At 70.0% G+C, this 17,504-nt stretch carries 16 protein-coding genes; 11 read left to right on the top strand and 5 right to left on the bottom strand.

What is annotated here, in order from left to right; genetic code table 11:
* Positions 1 to 62: 62 nt before the first annotated feature.
* The gene (locus tag ACFYPS_RS25665) at positions 63 to 788 is read right to left on the bottom strand and encodes a TOPRIM nucleotidyl transferase/hydrolase domain-containing protein (protein WP_354965761.1); all 726 of its coding nucleotides are present in this window, start codon (positions 786 to 788) and stop codon (positions 63 to 65) included.
* 108 nt (positions 789 to 896) lie between these two features.
* Between ACFYPS_RS25665 and ACFYPS_RS25660 the strand changes: the two genes are divergently transcribed.
* On the top strand, positions 897 to 2,351 hold the full coding sequence (locus ACFYPS_RS25660; protein WP_354965760.1) for a protein kinase: 1,455 nt from the start codon (positions 897 to 899) through the stop codon (positions 2,349 to 2,351).
* A gap of 165 nt (positions 2,352 to 2,516) precedes the next feature.
* On the opposite strand, the gene ACFYPS_RS25655 is transcribed toward ACFYPS_RS25660, so the two are convergent.
* Both ACFYPS_RS25655 and ACFYPS_RS25650 read right to left on the bottom strand, forming a co-directional pair.
* A complete protein-coding gene (locus ACFYPS_RS25655; RefSeq protein ID WP_354965759.1) occupies positions 2,517 to 3,494 on the bottom strand; it encodes a glycoside hydrolase family 11 protein in 978 nt (325 codons plus the stop codon).
* A gap of 496 nt (positions 3,495 to 3,990) precedes the next feature.
* Entirely contained in the window at positions 3,991 to 5,073 is a 1,083-nt protein-coding gene (locus tag ACFYPS_RS25650; protein ID WP_354965758.1) for a LacI family DNA-binding transcriptional regulator, read from the bottom strand.
* A gap of 255 nt (positions 5,074 to 5,328) precedes the next feature.
* On the opposite strand from ACFYPS_RS25650, the gene ACFYPS_RS25645 reads away from it, so the two are divergent.
* From ACFYPS_RS25645 to ACFYPS_RS25630, 4 genes are read left to right on the top strand one after another with little or no spacing between them, the layout of a single operon-like run.
* Positions 5,329 to 6,549: an extracellular solute-binding protein gene (locus tag ACFYPS_RS25645; RefSeq protein WP_354965757.1), complete on the top strand. Its 1,221-nt coding sequence runs from the start codon at positions 5,329 to 5,331 to the stop codon at positions 6,547 to 6,549.
* Positions 6,546 to 7,670 (top strand): ABC transporter ATP-binding protein, encoded by a 1,125-nt coding sequence (locus ACFYPS_RS25640; RefSeq protein ID WP_387327578.1) that lies wholly within the window; start codon positions 6,546 to 6,548, stop codon positions 7,668 to 7,670. The genes ACFYPS_RS25645 and ACFYPS_RS25640 overlap by 4 nt, the downstream gene beginning before the upstream one ends.
* A complete protein-coding gene (locus tag ACFYPS_RS25635) occupies positions 7,667 to 8,566 on the top strand; it encodes an ABC transporter permease (protein WP_354965755.1) in 900 nt (299 codons plus the stop codon). The genes ACFYPS_RS25640 and ACFYPS_RS25635 overlap by 4 nt, the downstream gene beginning before the upstream one ends.
* On the top strand, positions 8,566 to 9,453 hold the full coding sequence (locus tag ACFYPS_RS25630) for an ABC transporter permease (RefSeq protein ID WP_354965754.1): 888 nt from the start codon (positions 8,566 to 8,568) through the stop codon (positions 9,451 to 9,453). Before ACFYPS_RS25635 ends, ACFYPS_RS25630 begins: the two co-directional genes overlap by 1 nt.
* On the opposite strand, the gene ACFYPS_RS25625 is transcribed toward ACFYPS_RS25630, so the two are convergent.
* Positions 9,431 to 10,978: a gluconokinase gene (locus ACFYPS_RS25625; RefSeq protein WP_354965753.1), complete on the bottom strand. Its 1,548-nt coding sequence runs from the start codon at positions 10,976 to 10,978 to the stop codon at positions 9,431 to 9,433. The two genes, ACFYPS_RS25630 and ACFYPS_RS25625, sit on opposite strands and share 23 nt — an antisense overlap.
* A 65-nt stretch (positions 10,979 to 11,043) precedes the next feature.
* Here ACFYPS_RS25625 and ACFYPS_RS25620 point away from each other — a divergent pair, with 65 nt between their 5' ends.
* From ACFYPS_RS25620 to ACFYPS_RS25605, 4 genes are all read left to right on the top strand, one after another.
* The gene (locus ACFYPS_RS25620; protein ID WP_354965752.1) at positions 11,044 to 11,523 is read left to right on the top strand and encodes a hypothetical protein; all 480 of its coding nucleotides are present in this window, start codon (positions 11,044 to 11,046) and stop codon (positions 11,521 to 11,523) included.
* Between the two features lie 697 nt (positions 11,524 to 12,220).
* The gene (locus ACFYPS_RS25615; RefSeq protein WP_354965751.1) at positions 12,221 to 13,444 is read left to right on the top strand and encodes a macrolide family glycosyltransferase; all 1,224 of its coding nucleotides are present in this window, start codon (positions 12,221 to 12,223) and stop codon (positions 13,442 to 13,444) included.
* Positions 13,445 to 13,447: 3 nt separating this feature from the next.
* Positions 13,448 to 13,939, top strand: coding sequence for a hypothetical protein (locus ACFYPS_RS25610; protein WP_354965750.1), 492 nt, complete (start codon positions 13,448 to 13,450; stop codon positions 13,937 to 13,939).
* On the top strand, positions 13,936 to 14,880 hold the full coding sequence (locus ACFYPS_RS25605) for a hypothetical protein (protein WP_387327572.1): 945 nt from the start codon (positions 13,936 to 13,938) through the stop codon (positions 14,878 to 14,880). Before ACFYPS_RS25610 ends, ACFYPS_RS25605 begins: the two co-directional genes overlap by 4 nt.
* Positions 14,881 to 15,093: 213 nt before the next feature.
* Here the strand turns inward: ACFYPS_RS25605 and ACFYPS_RS25600 are convergent, their stop codons facing one another.
* A complete protein-coding gene (locus tag ACFYPS_RS25600; protein WP_354965748.1) occupies positions 15,094 to 15,735 on the bottom strand; it encodes a TetR/AcrR family transcriptional regulator in 642 nt (213 codons plus the stop codon).
* Between the two features lie 318 nt (positions 15,736 to 16,053).
* Between ACFYPS_RS25600 and ACFYPS_RS25595 the strand changes: the two genes are divergently transcribed.
* Both ACFYPS_RS25595 and ACFYPS_RS25590 read left to right on the top strand, forming a co-directional pair.
* Positions 16,054 to 16,788: an SDR family oxidoreductase gene (locus ACFYPS_RS25595; protein ID WP_354965747.1), complete on the top strand. Its 735-nt coding sequence runs from the start codon at positions 16,054 to 16,056 to the stop codon at positions 16,786 to 16,788.
* A 74-nt stretch (positions 16,789 to 16,862) separates the two neighbouring features.
* Positions 16,863 to 17,486: an NADPH-dependent F420 reductase gene (locus ACFYPS_RS25590; protein ID WP_387327568.1), complete on the top strand. Its 624-nt coding sequence runs from the start codon at positions 16,863 to 16,865 to the stop codon at positions 17,484 to 17,486.
* Positions 17,487 to 17,504: the final 18 nt, after the last annotated feature.

The raw sequence follows: 17,504 nt of genomic DNA, 5'->3' as shown, positions 1-17,504 counted from the left end.
TCGTCGGATCGGCGGCCGGCGCAACCCGGGTCGGGCCGTCCATCGCCGATCCCATCCCTCTGTCACGCCACAGCCCTGTCGGTCCTCGCCGCCTCGAGCAGCGCGGCGAGTGGCCGAGGCAGCGCACCCCGGCCGATTGCCGCCTCGGCGAGCAGTCGTGCGTAGCGCAGATTGCGACGCGCGCCGCTGCGGAGGAACCGCCACATCTGCCGCTCGGGTTCCTGGCCGCGCCAGGCGGGTTGGTTCTGCAGCGAGCGGAACGAACCCAGATCGCCCTGCGAGTCGAACAGGGCTTCCACCTCTGCGGCGCCCACGGCCCGGATCAGTTCCTCTTCGAGGTCGTTGACGCAGACGTGAAACCCGAGGCGCTCCATGTCGGCGCGAGTGTGGGGCGAGCCGATCTGGGCGGCGACCAGTGCGCGCCGGAAGACTTCCTCCTCACGCACGTCGTACAGGCCGGCGAGACGCACCTGAGTGGTCAGCGGGCCCAGCTCGGTCAGGAAGCGGCCGATCGCGTGTGCCCCGCCGATCGGCACGATCACGACGCGCTCCGCTTCGAGATCCCGGCCGCCGCCGGTCGCGGCCGTCTCGAGCGCGATCTGGTCGCTGAGACCCTCGACCAGGACCAGGGCCACAGCGTCGCCCATCTTCGCCCGGGCGCTGGTCATCGCCCGGGTTGTGGCGTCAGGGCCACTCTCGTAGCCATCGAGCGCCCTGCGGGCTAGCTCACGACGTTGGGCGAGATCCATGGTGGTTCCGTCGGCTGGGATGCGGGTCGTGGCCATCATCGTCGAGGCGTATGGCGGCGACAACCCGATATCGGAGGTCGGGCGACCGGGCGGCGGCGCGGTGCTTGAGAACGATGAGTCCGGGGTACCGAAAGCATCATGCCGAGTGTGGGGCAAGTCGTCGGAGACCGTTACCGCCTGGTCGAGAGCATCGCCAGCGGCGGAATGGGCGACGTGTGGCGGGCGGTTGACGAGACCCTGGACCGCTGCGTGGCCGTCAAGATGCTGCACCCCCGCCTGGTCGCCGACGCCGGCTTCGGCGAGCGGTTCCGCCGCGAGGCACGCGCCATGGCGGCCCTGCGTCACCCGGGTGTCGCCCAGGTCTACGACTACGGCGAGATGTCCCGGCCCGGAGAGCCGGTCCTCGCCTACATCGTGATGGAATGTGTGCAGGGACAGTCCCTGTCGGAGCGGATCGCCGAGGTCGGCCAGCTGGGCGCGGCCGAGGCGATGTCAATCGCCGCGCAGACCGCCCGAGCCCTGCAGGCCGCGCACGACGCCGGCATCGTCCACCGGGACGTCAAGCCCAACAATCTGATCATCGAGCCGGACGGGCACGTCGTGCTCGTCGACTTCGGCGTTGCCGTCATGCCGGAGGCGGCGAGCCTGACCGGGGTGAACCAGGTCGTCGGCACCGCCCTGTACATGGCGCCCGAGCAGGTGTCCAAGAACGAGAGCACACCGGCGATCGACATCTACGCGCTGGGCGCTGTCGTCCACCACTGCCTCGCCGGTGAACCCCCGTACCAGGGCGACAACGCCGTCGCGGTGGCGCTGCGCCACCTCGAAGAGGAACCACCGCCGCTGCCCGAGAGCGTCCCGGCGCAGGTACGGCAGCTGGTGGCCATCGCGATGGCCAAGGAGCCCACCCGCCGGTTCCCGACGGCGGCGGCCCTGGCCACCGCGGCGCAGGCGCTCGCGGACTCGTCCGACCCGCAACTGAGGGCCGCCACCTGGGCGACCGCGACCGGGCCGCGGACCGAGCACCCGAACACCCGGCGGTTGGCCCTCGGCGGCGCATTGAGCCGGGGTGTCCGTCCCGGACGTACGACGCTCGCGGTGCTTCTCGGATCGTTGGCCGCTGTTGCTGCCGTCCTGGTGCTGGCTGATCCCACCGGGATGCGGCCGGGCCCGGCCGGGCGACCGTCGGGACCTCCCGCGGTACCGCCCGCGGTGCGGACATCGGTGCCACCCGGGCAGGACAAGCCTGGCCCTGGCGTCGGTGGCGGCGAACCCGCCACACGCAATTCCGCCGGTCCGCCGGTACGCGTGCCCGCATCCGCGACCCCGACGACCAGCCGTCCAGCAGCCGAGGGCACGACGGGCCGGTCCACGCCTTCAGGCGACAGCAGTCAGGGTTCACCCGGCCCCACCACCTCTGAAAGCGCCCCGCAGGAACCGACGCCGGCTCCCACGGGCGCAACGACAGCGGCACCGACCGAGGAGCCGGCGGATGCACCGACGGCGGAGGAGTCGGCGGCCGGAGGCAACGCGGTGGCGCCGGTCCAGTCGGCGACGGCGGATGCCACGGGCGCCGACCTCACCGCCCGCCTCGACGGGTGACCCGGGGATCCGGCCCAAGTCGCCCCAGGTCGGGCCAGAGGCGGGCGGGATGATGACAGACCTGCTGTGGCGGGGGGGGGGGGGGGCGCCCCGCCCCCGGGGGGGGGGGGCGCGCGCCCCCCCCCCCCCCCCGCCACAGGTGCGGTTGTCCGGAGCTGGTCGGGGTCAGCCGGTTCGGCAGGTGACCGTCGGCCAGGTCCAGTTGCCGTTGGCCATGATCGTCACGCCGAAGTTGTTGCCGTTGCCGTTCGGTCTGGCGGTGATGGTTCCGCTCGTGCCGCTGACGGAGGCGTTCCAACTGTTCTGCAGGCTCTGGCCGCCACCAAGGCCGAGGCTGACGACCCAGTTGCTGGTGCCGCTGACCGCGACGTTGAGGTTGAACCGGTCGCCCCACTGCTGGCCGGCGGAGAGCGTCGCGGTGCAGTTGCCGCCTCCCGGGTTGCCGGTGGTGGGCCCGGGGCCGGGGTTGCCGCCACCGCCTTCCCGGACGGTGATGTCGGAGCTGCCGCTGCTCTGGTAGCCCTCGGTGGCCATGATCTGGTAGCTGTGGTTGGTGCCGAGGTTCAAGCCGGCGCGGGCCCAGGCGTCGAAGTGGTTGGCGGTGGTGATGGTGCCACCGGTGCGCTTCTGCTGACGGACGCTCCAGTACTGGTAGAACGTGGCGATGCCGTCGATGGACGGCTGGTTGACCCGCTGGGTGCGGTACAGGTCGTAGGTGCCGCCGTCGGTGGTGACGGAGCCGACCCGGGTGGCGCCGGTGCTCGGGTTGTAGGTGCCGAAGTTCTCCACGACGTAGTACTCGATCAGCGGGTTCCGCGTCCATCCGTACAGGGCGAGGTAGCTGTTGCCGTTCGGGCTGTAGGTGCCCGAATAGCTGATCGTCCTGCGGCTGCCGGTGGCCCAACCCTTGCCACCGACCCAGTTGTTGGTGCCGCTGCCCCACTGGCTGGAGTATCGGCCATCGGCGCGCAGCGTCATGCTGGCGTTGCCACTGTCCTTCCAGAACGAGTAGAAGAACCCGTTGTGCGTGCCGGTGGCGTTCGAGCTGACGGTCCGATCGGCCTCGGCGTACGCGTTGGTGGCCAGCACCGTGCTGCTGACGGCCACCACCGCGGCGCACGCGGCGCCGAGGAGCAACCGCATGCGGCCGCGCCCTCTCGGTCTGGTGGGTGTGTGGTTCATGTCGTCCATGGACGTGCGTCCTCCTCGTGACGGCTGGCGGGAGGCCAGCGGTGCGGCACGAACCGGCGGCCAGGCGATGGCCGGGCGGGCATCGGCGCGTACCACGTGGTGGTGGTTGGTCGTCCTGCGCGACGACCGGGGGAGTGGGTCGCGGTGGGTGCCATCGACGGTGATCGAGCACCGTCGATGGCGACCGTATTGACCCTCCGGTCGGCTTGTCAACAATTTTCGGAAACAGCGTTGGAAGCTTGGCCTGGGCGATCGGCATTCCTCGGGAGGGCATTCATCCTGCCCAACAGCCCTATCAGATCGACTTCGGCTTGAGCTGACCACCTCGATGTCCCGGCCCAGAAGCCGAAATCGGGGTTGTCACCGTCGGAATTTCCGGAGACTTTCCGGACCGCAGCCGGGCTGACCAGGGGTAGGTGCAGACACCGTCGGCCCGTGGCTTACGGGATCACGACAGGTGGGCCGCCGGGTTGGGTGCCGGCCGCTGCCGTAGCCATGGCGGTCGGGCCTGCCCCGGGCTTGGGTTGCGTTCGGCCGTCGAGCGGCGGACCACGAGGCGTACCGGCAGGACCATCGGTCTGCCGGTGTGCCCGGGCGCTCCCTCGATCATCGTGAGCAGGTGCCGGGTGGCGGCCGAGCCCTCCGCGTAGAACGGTGCCGCGACCGTGGTCAGCCCGGGCGTGACGATGTCAGCGGCGAGGATGTTGTCGAAACCGACGACGCTGACGTCGCCGGGAACGTTGACCCCCATCCAGCTGAGGCCGCGGATGAGGCCGATCGCCATCTGGTCGTTGAAGGCGAGGACAGCCGTCGCCGGATGCGCGCACAGCTCCTCGGCGGCCCGCTCGCCGCCCTCCATGGTCGGGCTGAACGGGCCGATCTTGCGTACCTTGATCTCCAGCTCCATGCCCGCTTCGAGCAGCGACCGCCAGCGGATACCGTTCGCCCAGGACGCCTCCGGCCCCGCGACGTACGTGATGTGGTCGTGCCCCAACTCGCCGAGGTGCTCGGCGGCCCGCCGAACCCCGCGCGGGTTGTCCGTCACGACGCAGGGCACGTCGGCGATGGCGCGGTTGAGGACGACCACCGGCCGCTGCTTGGCGAACATCCGGATGGCCGAGTCGGACATCCGGCTGCTGGCCAGCAGGAACCCGTCGACGGTCGACATCGTTCGTTCGATCACCGCCCGTTCCAGGCGGTCGGACTCCTGGGCGTCGATCAGCACGGTGGTGTATTCGCCGCCGAGCGATGCCTCCTGCGCCCCGCGGACGATCTCGGCGTAGACCGGGTTGGTGATGTCGGGGATGACGAGCGCGATCATGTGCGTCCGGGACGTGGTGAGGGCGCGTGCCAGCGGGTTGGTCCGGTAGCCCAGCCGCTCGGCGACCTGCCGGACCCGTTCGGCCGTCTCGGAATTGACGCGGCTCGGCTTGGAGAAGGCGCGGGACACCGTGGACGGTGAGACATTGGCTTCGGCCGCGACGTCGTAGATCGTGGCCCTCTTGTCTGGCGGCCTGGTGTGGTCGGGCATCTTCATGCTCCCCCCGGGCTACGCGCCATGATCATGCTATGACGCCGGTGAGTACTCGGCAATGCCCTCGCAACAGTCGGTTCTCCTGCGCGCATTCGCGCGAGGCAATACATGGCAACCCGTTGCTGTTCGGCCCCGCAGGCTGTCTCAATGCTCCACAGATGGCGCATGTAGGGCGGCCTCGCCGAGGCGACCCACCTGGGCAGAGCGTGGACCTACCTGGCCGGCCCGGGTAGTCGATGAAGGGAACGACTCATGGGTATGACGCGGCGCGGCGCTCTCATGGTCACGGCATCGTCGCTCTTCGTGGGCGCGGTCGGGTGTGGGGCGCCGGAAGGTCCCGGCAAAACCTCGGGCGACACCACGGGCGAGGTACCGGAGCGGCCCGCCCGGGCCGTGACGCTCAACGTTCTCGACGTCGCCGGCAACCTGCAGCTGACGCAGGCGATGATCGACGAGTTCGTCTCGAAGAACCCCAACGTGATCTCCCGGGTGACGTATTCGAAGGCGCCGGCGCCCGAACTGGCCGGCAAGATCAAGGCTCAGCAGGGAGCCGACCGGGTGGACATCGGTCTCGTGCTGACCGGCGTCGACGGCCTGGCGGCCGGCATCGAGCAGGGGCTCTGGACGGACGTGCTGCCGAAGTTCCAGGACCGCCTCGGCGGCATGCGGAACTACCTGGAACCGGCCGCCGCGATGCAGCAGCTCGCCGGCAACGCCGGCGTCACGGTCACCTACTATCCGTCCGGCCCGCTGCTCGAATACCTGCCGTCCCGCCTCTCCGCGCCGCCGACGAGCGCGGACGCCCTGCTCGCCTGGGCCAAGGCGAACCCCCGCAAGTTCCAGTACGCCCGGCCGGCCAACTCCGGCCCGGGCCGGACGTTCCTGATGGGCCTGCCCTACATCCTGGGCGACACGAACCCGAAGGATCCCGCGGCGGGGTGGGACAAGACGTGGGCCTTTCTCAAGGAGCTGGGCCAGTACGTCGACTACTACCCGTCCGGCACCACCGAGACGATGAAGAACCTCGCCAACGGCACCGCTCACCTGATCGTCAGCACGACCGGTTGGGACATCAACCCCCGCGTGCTGGGTACGGTGCCGAAGGAGGCCAGGATCGCCACGATCGACGGTTTCCACTGGGTCACCGACGCGCACTACGCCGTCATGCCCAAGGGCGTGTCGACCGACACGCAGGCCGCGGTGCTGGCCCTGCTGGCGTTCATGCTCACCCCTGAGCAGCAGGCGAAGGCGTACGACGAGGGCTACTTCTATCCGGGGCCGGCGGTGAAGGACGTCCAGCTCTCGTCGGCGCCGCAGAAGAGCCAGGACGCGATCCGGGAGTTCGGCCGCCCGGAGTACGACGCGCTGATCGCCGGCAACCCGACCGAGGTCCCGCTCGACGCGAAGAGCCTCGTGGCGGCGTTCAACCGCTGGGACCGCGAGATCGGCGGCGGGAAGGTCAAGCAGGGATGAGCGCCTTCTCCCAGCTGCGGTTGGATGGCGTGTCCCGCCGGTTCGGCGGCCAGGACGCGCTCACCGAGCTGGACCTGACAATCGAGGCGGGCGAGTTCATCGCCCTGCTCGGCCCGTCCGGCTGCGGCAAGTCGACGGCCCTGAACTGCCTGGCCGGGCTCCTGCCGTTGACGCAGGGGAGTATCTGGCAGGACGAGCGCCGGATCGACACGCTGCCACCGGAGCGCCGCGGCTTCGGCATGGTGTTCCAGAGCTACGCCCTCTTTCCCCACCTGACGGTCCGCGCGAACATCGCCTTCGGGCTGCGCATGCGGCGGCTACCGAAGGAGGAGATTCGCCGGCGTACGCAGGAGGCGGTGCGGCTGGTGCGGCTCGAGGCCCACGTCGACAAGCTGCCCGGCCAACTCTCGGGTGGCCAGCAGCAGCGCGTCGCCATCGCCCGAGCCGTCGTGTTCGAGCCCTCCCTCGTGCTGATGGACGAGCCGTTGAGCAACCTCGACGCCAAACTGCGCCTGGAGATGCGCACCGAGATTCGCCGGCTGCACCAGTCGCTGGGGCTCAGCACCGTCTACGTCACCCACGACCAGGAGGAGGCGCTCTCCCTGGCCGACCGGCTGGTCGTGCTGCGGGAGGGGCGGGTGCAGCAGATCGGGTCGCCACGCGAGATGCACAACCGGCCGGCGAACTGGCACGTCGCCGACTTCATGGGCTACCGCAACCTGTGGCGGGGACGGGTGGAGCAGCTGGACGGCGCCCGGGCCACGGTCGAGTCTTCCCGTCATCGCCTGCTCGGCGAGGCCATGGGCGACCTCCAGGCCGGTGCGGAGGCGGTGGTCGCGGTACGCCCGGAGGACATCCGCGTCGACGGGCCCGGCGAGGCCCACAACACCATGTCGGCGAGCATCGAGGTGGTCGAGTACCAGGGCCGCGAGTTGGCCGCCGAGGCCCGCACCGAGACGGGACAGCTGCTGCACCTGCGTACCGAGCAGCGGATCGCACCGGGCGACCAGGTCAAGGTCGCCATCGACCCGCAGCGGCTCCTCGTCTATTCCGCAGGCGCGGAGCAGGCCACCGACCCCCGGCCCGACCAGCTCGCGGACACCTCGGAGGCCGCGCGGTGAGCGGCGCCGGGCCGGGCAGGCCGCTGGCGCACTGGCGGCACCGTCTCGCGGAGCGGGGCGTCGATCGGCAACTCTGGTTGCTGGTCCCGGCCCTGATCTTCGTCATCGCCCTGTTCCTCTACCCGTTCTTCTACGGCCTGACGCTCTCGTTCCAGCCGACCAACGGCGGGCCGTTCAGCGACTACGCCCGGTTCTTCTCCGACGCGTACGAGCGGGGCACGATCTGGATCACGCTGCGGATCGCGCTGCCTGCCGCGCTCCTGAACGTCCTCGCCGCCGTGCCGATCGCCTACCGGATGCGCGGTCGGTTCCGGGGCAAGCGGCTGGTCACCACACTGCTGGTCGTGCCGATCACGCTCGGCACGGTGCTCACCGCCCAGGGGCTGCTGAACTTCCTCGGCCCGACCGGTTGGTTCAACCGGATCCTGCTCGCCACGAACCTCGTCGACGAGCCGGTGCGGCTGATCCACAACTACTGGGGCGTGTTCTTCTCGCTGGTGATCACCGGCTTTCCGTTCGCGTTCCTGCTGGTGCTCTCCTATCTCTCGGGCATCGACCCGACCCTGGAACGGGCGGCCGCGACGCTCGGGGCGGACTGGCGTCGCCGGTTCCTGCGGATCACGCTCCCGTTGCTGATGCCGGGCCTGGCCACGACCTTCTGCCTGACGTTCGTGCTGGCGTTCAGCGTGTTCCCGTCGGCCGTCCTGGTCGGCAATCCGGCGGGCGAGACGCGGGTCATCTCCCTCGCCGCGTACCAGGCGGCGTACGAGCAGTACGACTACCCGTACGCCTCGGCGATCGCAATGATCATGGGGTTCGTCGAGCTGGTCATCATCGCGGTGGTCCTGGCGGCGCGCAACCGTCTCTACACCGGCTCCACCGGAGGCAAGGGCTGATGGCAACGATCACCCAGGCGCCACCAGCGCGGCCCCCCGCCACCACCGACCGGCGGCGGCGCATCGCCGCGCGACCGGCCGCCTGGATCGTGTGGGGCGTCGTCATCTTCTTCTTCCTCAACCTGCTGGGCGTCGTGGCGTCCGTGCTGGTCAGCTCGTTCGGCCAGCGCTGGTTCGACACCTGGCTCCCCGACGGCTACACCACCAGCTGGTACGGCCGGGCCTGGGACGAGTTCGCGCTCATGCAGGTCATCGTCGTGACGCTCGAGGTCTCCGTGCTCGTCGTTGGCCTCTCGCTGCTGATCGGCGTGCCGGCGGCCTACGTCCTCGCGCGGCGGTCGTTCCCCGGCAAGCGGCTGATCTTCCTCGTGTTCCTGCTGCCCATCCTGATGCCCCCGATCACGTACGGCATCCCGCTGGCGACCGTCCTCTACAAGTTCGGGCTGGCCGGGAACATGTCCGGGGTCGTGCTCGCCAACCTCGTACCGTCGGTTCCCTTCGTCATCCTGACCATGACCCCGTTCATCGAGCAGATCGACCCGCGGATCGAGAGCGCCGCGCGCATGTGCGGCGCGGGCCTGCGGACGGTCTTCCTCCGGGTCCTCACGCCGTTGCTGGTGCCGGGCATCCTCGCCTCCGCGATCCTCGTGCTCGTCCGGACCGTGGGCATGTTCGAGCTCACCTTCCTGACCGCGGGGCCCGACTCGCAGACCATCGTCGTGGCGCTCTACTACTCGATGTCCGCGTCCGGGATCAGGGCGCAGCAGTCAGTCGACGCGATGGCGGTGATCTACACCTCGATGATGCTCGTGCTCCTCGTCGTCGCGCTGCGGTACGTCAACCCGACCCAGCTCGTGGCCCAGGTCAAGGAGGAGCCGGAGCACTGAAGCCCACGGGTGGGGACGGTCCGGCCGCCACCTCGTCGAGGATCTCACCCACCCGGCCCGCGGCGCTGATGAGCGCGGGCAGCTTCGCGCGCAGGCCGCGATAGGTCGCGGCGAGGGCGGGGTCGACCGCGATCGGCTCGCTGCGGGCACGGCCGGGATCGAGCTGGGTGACAGCCCCCTTGAGATCGGGAGCGAGGCCGATCGCGAAGAGTCCGAGCGCGGCCGCGCCGAGGGCGGCGTCATCGCCGTCACCCGCCGCCTGGACCGGACGATCCAGAACGGCGGCCATCACCTCGCGCCACAGTGGAGAGCGGAAGGCGTCACCGGTCAGCCGGACGCTGCTGATCGGCGTCAGCTCGGCCACGCGGTCGAGGACGACACCGAGTTGCAGGCACACGCCTTCGACGGCGGCCCGCACCAGGTGGCCGCGGGAGTGCTCGCTCCGCAGCCCCAGGTACGCCCCCGGCGGGTCGGATCCTGCTGCCGGGTCGTCGAGCAGATAGGGGAGCATCACGAGGCCGTCGCTTCCCGGGGGAATCCGCTCGGCGAGATCCAGAAGCGTGGGCGCGGCATGGTCGAGGTCGGGCGCGAGGGCACGTCCCGCCCAACGTACGACGTTGCCGCCGTTGCTGACCGCTCCGCCGACAACCCACGCGTCCTCGGTCAGCGCGTCGCAGAAGAGGGTTTCCGCCTCGTCGACGAGCGGAGCCGAGACGACCGTGCGCAGGGCCCCGGTGGCCCCGAGCGACAGGTTGCCGACGGTGCTGTCGATCGCCGCCGCGCCGAGGTTGTGCAAAGGGCCGTCGCCCGCACCCACGACGACGGGTGTACCGGACGGGAGGCCGACGGCCCGTCCGGCAGGGGCCGAGAGCCGCAACGCCGCGGTCGTGGGCAGGACCGGGGGCAGTTGACTCTCCGACACACCGACGAGGTCGAGCACGGCGCGGCTCCACGCCCGACGGTGGACGTCGAACATCCCGGTTCCGGAGGCCGAGGACAGCTCGGTCACCAGCTTGCCGGTGAGCCGGTAGAGCAGGTAGTCCTTGAGGCCGATCCACCACCGGGTCGCCGTGCAGAGGTACGGCTCATGGCGGGCAAACCACATGAGCTTGCACAGCGGGCTCATCGGGTGCACCGGCGTGCCCGTCAACCAGTGCAGTTCCCGGCCCTGCCCGGAGATCCGCAGGTCGCGGGCCGCCTCCGACGACCGCGAGTCGGCCCGGGTCAGCAGCGGCGTCACCGGCGTCATCGCCGCGCCGAGCCCGATCAGGCCGTACATGGCGGAGCTCATCGCGAGGGCGACGACCTCCGCCCCGGCGGTGTCGGCGACACACGCGGACGTCGCCTCCAGGGTGGCCGCCACGAGTACGTCCGGATCCTGTACCTGCCAGCCGGGCGCCGGCTGCAGGAGCGGGTACTTCCGCCTCGCGACGTGTCGCGCGGTGCCGTCCAGCGCGAACGCGGCCGCCCGCACCGCCGTGGCGCCCACGTCGACCCCGAGAATGACACGACGTCCTGGCCGCATGCGCACATGGTCGAGCGGCGTCCGGTGGGCCGGCAAGCGGTTGCGCGCAGTTGTCGTCGCCCTGGTTGAGCAACAACTTGCTGATGCGTGGGATCGGGCTGCTCGAGAGCGGAACGCCAAACCTGACGCGTTACGTGTTCACCGATTCGCGTGCCCGGACATTCTTCCCCGATTGGGAGCAGGTGGCCGACGAGCGTGCCTTCGACCTGTGGCTGGGGCCTTCTGCGGAAACCTCCGAATGGTTCCGTGCCGAGCTCGCCCCCCTGGCTGGCATGGAGTTCACCCGACGACTCAACCGCCACCTGCCCCCACCGCCCGCCCCGTTTCGGCTCAACCATCCCATCGGGCAGGAGCTTCGGTGGCAGCGGGAGAAGCTCGAGTTGCCGCGAACCGACGCGCAGGAGCTGGTCGTTCTCCTGCCGGCCGATGACGCGACGGCGCGGGCGATGGAGCGACTGCGCCGCCAACCCGACCGCATGCTTCGCGCGGTCGGCCTACCGAACAGGGTCAAGGCCCCGTTGATGGAGATGGGCTGCGTGCGGTAGCTGCCCGCAGAGCCTGGCGAGGTCGCCTTCGAGGGCTTACCGGGACCAAACCAGGTCTCTACGGGGTCTCCTTTTGCGTACGCTCAAGGTGCATGTCGGCCGGGGTCACGGGGTGACCAGGGACGTTGATGCACAACTGTCCCGCCTCGGCACCGCACATGGGGCAGGGGCGGTACGACTCGACAGGCCCCGGATCGAGGCCCCTCGCCAGGGCCGCTCGGACGATGTCGTCGGCCGCGTGGTGTAGCTCAAGGTCCCGATGTCTCACGGCAGCCTGGTGGATTCGCTGGAGCGCGCTTCGCGCCAGCTCCGATGGGTCATTCATCCAACCGACCTTCCCGCTGTGCTCGCCGTCGCACGTACTTCCCGTGTTCAACTGCCGATCACCGGCCTGGTTGGCTCCGCTGGCGCGTGGCGGCGCCGACGATGTGCTCCAGCGCGGCCGCGTGCCGCTGAAACGCGTGCCGCCCGTGCCGAGTGAGCTGGACGGAGGTCGGCCGTGCCCGGTGGCGGGGCCGGCAGCCGGCCCGACTGCGGCCAGGACCCGCGCGACGTGGGGGAGCACGCGCGAACCAGGGCGAGAACTCTGCCCGCGGCACTGGGCCATCTGGCAGCGTCTACCCTGTCACCGAGGAAGGCGGATCATGATCGTTACGTGTTGTCGGGCGCGGGTCTTCCCCCCGTCCAGGGTCGGCCGATGAGCGCGATCGCGTTCCTCAACATCGCCATGCACGGGCACATCAACCCGACGCTGCCGGTCGTGGCTGAGCTTGTGCGCCGTGGCCACTCCGTCACCTACCACACGACGCCCGCCTACGCGGAGGAAATCGCCACCACCGGCGCGCGAGTGGTCGCCTACTCCGGGGATGACATACCGCTGTCCGGCCCGCCGACGCCCGTCACGGTGATGGAGCAGCTCGCGCGCACCGCCGTACGCGTGCTGCCCGCCGTCCTCACCGATCTGCGCGGTGCCCGGCCGGATCTGGTCGTGCACGACTCCCTCTGCCTGTGGGGGCCGGTGGTCGCCCGCGAACTCGACGTACCGGCGGCGTCGTCGTTCACCACGTTCGCGTTCAACCGGCACGTGCCCAGCCCCACCCACGGCTCCTGGGAGCTGCTCGCGGCGGCGGCGGTCAAGCCCCGCCCCACCGCGGGGTACCTGAAGTCGCGCTGGGAGCTGAGCCGCCGGTACGACACGGAAGCGGTGCCCCTGATCGACCTGGCGAACATCCGCCAGCCGCTCAACCTGGTCTACACCTCGCGGGCGTTCCACCCCGAGGCCGACAGTTTCGACCAGTCCTACCGGTTCGTCGGGCCGAGCATCGGTGCCCGCCCAGCCGACTCGTCGTTCCCGCTCGATCAGCTGCGCGATCCGGTGCTCTACGCCTCGCTGGGCACGGTGTTCGGCGCCGACCCGCAGTTGCTGCGCACCTTTGCCAACGCGCTCGCCCCGCTGGGCGGCACCGTGATCGTCTCCACCGGGCCCACCGACCCCGCCACGGTCGGTCAGCTGCCGGCCAACGTGATCGTCCACCGCTCGGTACCGCAGCTGAAAGTCCTGTCCCGTGCAGCGCTGTTCATCACCCACGGCGGGGTGAACAGCGTCAACGAGGCCCTGTACGCCGGCGTCCCGATGCTGGTGGTCCCGCAGGGCGCCGACCAGTCGTTGGTGGCGTCCCGCATCGTCGAGCTCGATGCCGGCCTCGCGATCCGCACCGAGGACGTCACGGTGGAGGTCCTGCGCGCCCTCGCCCGGCGCCTGTTGGACGAGCCCCGATTCCGGGCCGCCGCGAACACCCTGCGGGTCGCCCAGCGCGAGGCAGGCGGCTATACGCGCGCCGCCGACGAACTCGAGCGCTACGTGCAGCGGACCGCCTCGTCCGCTCAGCCGGCCTCTGCCGACCTGCCACCGCAGGGCTGACCGATGTCCCCGGTCGTCGCCGTCATGCTGCTGTTCGCCGGGCTGTCCGAGGCCGTCGGGCGCCTCCTGCCCGTGGTGGCACGCCTGTCCGGCGTGTCGCACACCAGGGTGTTGGTGATGGTGCTGGCCGGCGCCGTGGTCGACGGCGCGGTGTTCGCGCTCTGGCCACTGTCCGCGTGGACCCTCGCCGAGCTGGTGCTGCCCGCCGCGTCGTCCGACGAATCCGCGCTGGCCTGGACACCGTGCCTGGCCGCCCCGCTGCTGCTTGCCGCGGTCCTCGCGTTTCCGCTGCTCGGGCCGCTGCTGCACCTGGTCCTCATGGTGGGAGTGGGGGCCGGCCTCGCCACTGCCCTGGCCACGGTGGCCGGGCTCGGCTGGTGGGATGCCGCCGGCTGCGTGGCCGTCGCGGGAGTCGGGCTCGGCGTCGCCGTCGAGGGCATCCGCCGCCTGGTCGTGCGGCTCAACACGACAAGAGCACCGGAGCGGTTTCCGTGATCGAACTTGCGCTCCTGCTGCTGCTCGGCGGGATCGGACCGGTCCTGCTCGCCGAAGCACTGCTCGCCCGCTACGAGGTGGTGGTCTACGCCGCAGGCTGGCGGAGCCCCACCGCGGCGCGACCTAAGGGCATGCCCCCCGCCCGAGGCGCGGACCCGGACCGCCCCCCGGACGCGTACCTGGTCTATCTGGACGGTATCGGGAAACGCCGCTTCCACGACACCCGCGACGGCGGCCGACTGGTCAAGGCCCTGATCGCCGGAGCGCCGGAGCTCAGGGTGCTGGGCCAGGTGCAGCCGTACTCCCCGCTGGCTCTGCCGCTCGCCGACCGGCCGGTGTGGGTCTGGCTGCGCCGCCGCATCGGTCTGGTGCTGTTTCTGCACAACGTGATGCAGACCTTCGTCGCCGCCGACCGCCGGTACCGTCCCCTGTACAACCGCGCCGTCGGCTCGCAGATCGCCACTCAGCTCCGAGACGCCGGCTATCGGCGCGACAGCGGCATTCCCGTGGTGATGCTCAGTTACAGCGGTGGCGCCCAGGTCGCCACCGGCGCGGTGGACGAACTGTGGTCCCAGCTGCGTCCTCCGCTCTGGTTGATCACTCTCGGCGGGTTCCACAACGGCGCCAACGACATCAGCCACGCCCAGCACCTCGACCAGCTCACGAGTGCCGGCGACCGGATCGAGCGGGTCGCCACCTGGATGTTCCCGCAGCGGTGGCGGCTGTTCCGCCGGAGCGGATGGAACCGGGCCGACCGCGCAGGGAAGATCACCGTGCACCGCCTCGACCCGGCCACCCACGTGGGTCCGCGCAGCTACATCAGCCCGGAGGCCCGGCTACCCGATGGCCGCAGTCACCTCGACCGGACCGCCGACACCGTGATCGCGCTGATCCGGGATCGCCTCAGCGCGACCGCGCGGAACGACGGCCCGCTGCCCTGAGCGAACCGCCACCACCGGCGCGCGAGTGGTCCCCTACTCCGGGGATGACGTACCGCTGTCCGGCCCGCCGACGCCCGTCACTCAGTCGACGATACGTACGGATGGCCGCGGCCAGATCTCGCGACCCGCTCTCCAGCCCGAGTCCCGGCAGCTACCGCTCCGGCCGCGCCGAACTCGACGTCGTCTTCCGGCCGACGGGGCGTGATCGGGCCGTCATTGGCCGCCCACCGGAACGGGAGCAGACCCGGTAGTTCCGCGGTCATCGCTGGGCTGCCGAGGAGATGACGCGGGGATGGCGTTGTCGATGAGGACGGCGGCGATGGCGGCGGCGGTGGGGAAGGATTCGCTGTTGAGGACTCGGGTGCGGGCCGAGGCGCCGTCGATGAGCAGCGCCAGTTGTTCGCCGAGTTGTTCGGGGTTGGTGGCGCCGGCTTCGCGGGCGGTTTCGGTGAGCCGCGCGGCGATGGCGGTCTTGTAGTCGCGTGCGTACTGGGATGCGGGGTGTTGGGGGTCGTGGAGTTCGACGGCCGCCCCGATGTAGGGGCACAGGGGCGTGGACGCGGGTATCTCGAAGGCGGCGAGGAGTCGTTCGCGGGGTGTGAGGTCGGTGCGCTCGAACACTCCGGGCATGACGTCGGGATCGAATCGGCGCAGGTATTCGGCGACGAGTTCGTCCTTGCTGGTGAAGTGCTGGTAGGCCGTGCGCTTGGACACCTGGGCCACGGCGCAGAGTTGGTCCATGCCGGTGCGGTTGATGCCCTGATCGCGGAACAGCTGCTGTGACGCGCTGAGGATGCGCTCGCGTGCGCCCCTGCCACGGCGCCGGCCCAGGGGGCCCTTCTCCAACTCCGTCATGCCTTCAGTATAGACCGTTCGGTACAGACCGGTCTACATAGCTTGCGTACGGGTTGATCATCGGTTACGTTAAGCATACAGTACGGTGTACATATGCCTGGACCGTGCGCCGATCGCGATGACCGCGATTTCGCAAGGCGAGAGCGGTCCCGATGATCGTCGGTGCGCCATGGCGCACCGGGCGTCCCACGGGTGGGGTCGGTACCGACCGGTGTATGTAGCTTGCGCCCCGACCAGTCATCGGGTACGTTACGTACACAGCCCGGTGTATATAAGAACCGAACTGTTTCGGATACCCATCAATTCAACGGAGTGATCGTGGGAAAGCTCGATGGCAAGGTAGCGGTGATCACCGGCGGATCCACCGGCATGGCACTGGCCGGCGCCAAACTGTTCGTCGAGGAAGGAGCGCACGTCTTCATCCAGGCCCGGCGGCAGGAAGCACTGGACGACGCCGTCAAGCTGATCGGCCGCAACGTCACCGCCGTCCAGGGTGACGCGGCCGAACTGGACGACCTGGACCGCTTGTACGACACCGTCAAGCGGGAAAAGGGCTCGATCGACGTGCTGTGGGCCAGCGCCGGGATGGGCGAACCCGCCGTCCTCGGCGAGATCACCGAGGAACAGTTCCACCGCGCCTTCTGGCTCAACGCGCGCGGCACCCTGTTCACCGTGCAGAAGGCACTGCCGCTGATCAACGACAACGGCTCGATCTTCATGACCGGATCCAACGCCTCCCTCGGCGCCTTCCCCGGCTGGAGCCTCTACGCGGGAAGCAAAGCCGTCCAGCAGGCCTGGGCCCGCGTCTGGCTCAACGAACTGCGCGACCGCAAGATCCGGGTCAACGTCCTGACCCCCGGCCAGGTCGCCACCGCCAAGCAGGAAGAACTGTTCGACGAGGCAACCAAGGCCGCATTCGAGTCCCTCATCCCCCGCGGAAAGATGGGCCGCCCCGAAGAAATCGCCACCGTCGCCCTGTTCCTCGCCTCCGACGACTCCAGCTACGTCAACGGCCTGGAACTGGTCGCCGACGGCGGCACCACCGCCATCTGAGCACACACCAGGAATGCCGCGGGCACCACCCCACAACGAGACAGAGCGACACCTCGAGAACAGGAAGCACCCTCATGAGCAGCATCACCCTCATCGGTACGGGGAACATGGCCCGTACCATCGGCACGCTCGCGGTGGCGGGCGGCAACACCGTCGAGGTCATGGGACGCGATCAGTCCAAGGCCGATGACCTGGCCGAGGCTCTGGGCGGCGGCGCGACGACGGGCAAGTGGGGCACCGTCCCGGCCGGGGACATCGTCATCACGGCCCTGTTGTACGACGGTGTCGTTCCGGTCGTCGCCGAGTACGGAGACGCCCTCGCGGGCAAGGTCATCGTCGACATCAGCAACCCCTTCAACGCCACGTTCGACGGACTGGCCCACAGCGAGGAGACCTCGATCGCGCAGGAGGTCGCCAAGGTGGCCCCGGCCAGCGCCAGCGTGGTGAAGGCATTCAACACCATCTTCCGTAATGTCCTGGAGAAGGGCCGGCCCAACGTCTTCATCGCTGGCGACAATGCGCAGGCCAAGGCGGGCGTGGCGGCATTCATCGAGAGCCTCGGGCTGCGCCCGCTGGACGTCGGCGGCCTGAAGATGGCGCACTGGCTGGAAGGAGTGGGCGTGGTCACGGTGGGCCTCGCCGGCAACGGGGTTGGCCACTGGGACTTCGCCCTCGGCGTCAACGAATTTACCGGCTGAGCCCCCGGGGCCGAGCAG

The organism is Micromonospora sp. NPDC005087 (genome assembly GCF_042872965.1).
Classification (GTDB): Bacteria; Actinomycetota; Actinomycetes; order Mycobacteriales; family Micromonosporaceae; genus Micromonospora.
This window is presented reverse-complemented; position numbering and strand designations above follow the sequence as displayed.

What these genes read in the sequence shown, in the direction of transcription:
- ACFYPS_RS25665 (WP_354965761.1), bottom strand. Translation starts at nt 788, where the DNA reads ATGATGGCCACGACCCGCATCCCAGCCGACGGAACCACCATGGATCTC.
- ACFYPS_RS25655 (WP_354965759.1), bottom strand. Translation starts at nt 3,494, where the DNA reads ATGCGGTTGCTCCTCGGCGCCGCGTGCGCCGCGGTGGTGGCCGTCAGC.
- ACFYPS_RS25650 (WP_354965758.1), bottom strand. Translation starts at nt 5,073, where the DNA reads ATGCCCGACCACACCAGGCCGCCAGACAAGAGGGCCACGATCTACGAC.
- ACFYPS_RS25645 (WP_354965757.1), top strand. Translation starts at nt 5,329, where the DNA reads ATGGGTATGACGCGGCGCGGCGCTCTCATGGTCACGGCATCGTCGCTC.
- ACFYPS_RS25640 (WP_387327578.1), top strand. Translation starts at nt 6,546, where the DNA reads ATGAGCGCCTTCTCCCAGCTGCGGTTGGATGGCGTGTCCCGCCGGTTC.
- ACFYPS_RS25630 (WP_354965754.1), top strand. Translation starts at nt 8,566, where the DNA reads ATGGCAACGATCACCCAGGCGCCACCAGCGCGGCCCCCCGCCACCACC.
- ACFYPS_RS25625 (WP_354965753.1), bottom strand. Translation starts at nt 10,978, where the DNA reads ATGCGGCCAGGACGTCGTGTCATTCTCGGGGTCGACGTGGGCGCCACG.
- ACFYPS_RS25615 (WP_354965751.1), top strand. Translation starts at nt 12,221, where the DNA reads ATGAGCGCGATCGCGTTCCTCAACATCGCCATGCACGGGCACATCAAC.
- ACFYPS_RS25610 (WP_354965750.1), top strand. Translation starts at nt 13,448, where the DNA reads ATGTCCCCGGTCGTCGCCGTCATGCTGCTGTTCGCCGGGCTGTCCGAG.
- ACFYPS_RS25600 (WP_354965748.1), bottom strand. Translation starts at nt 15,735, where the DNA reads ATGACGGAGTTGGAGAAGGGCCCCCTGGGCCGGCGCCGTGGCAGGGGC.
- ACFYPS_RS25590 (WP_387327568.1), top strand. Translation starts at nt 16,863, where the DNA reads ATGAGCAGCATCACCCTCATCGGTACGGGGAACATGGCCCGTACCATC.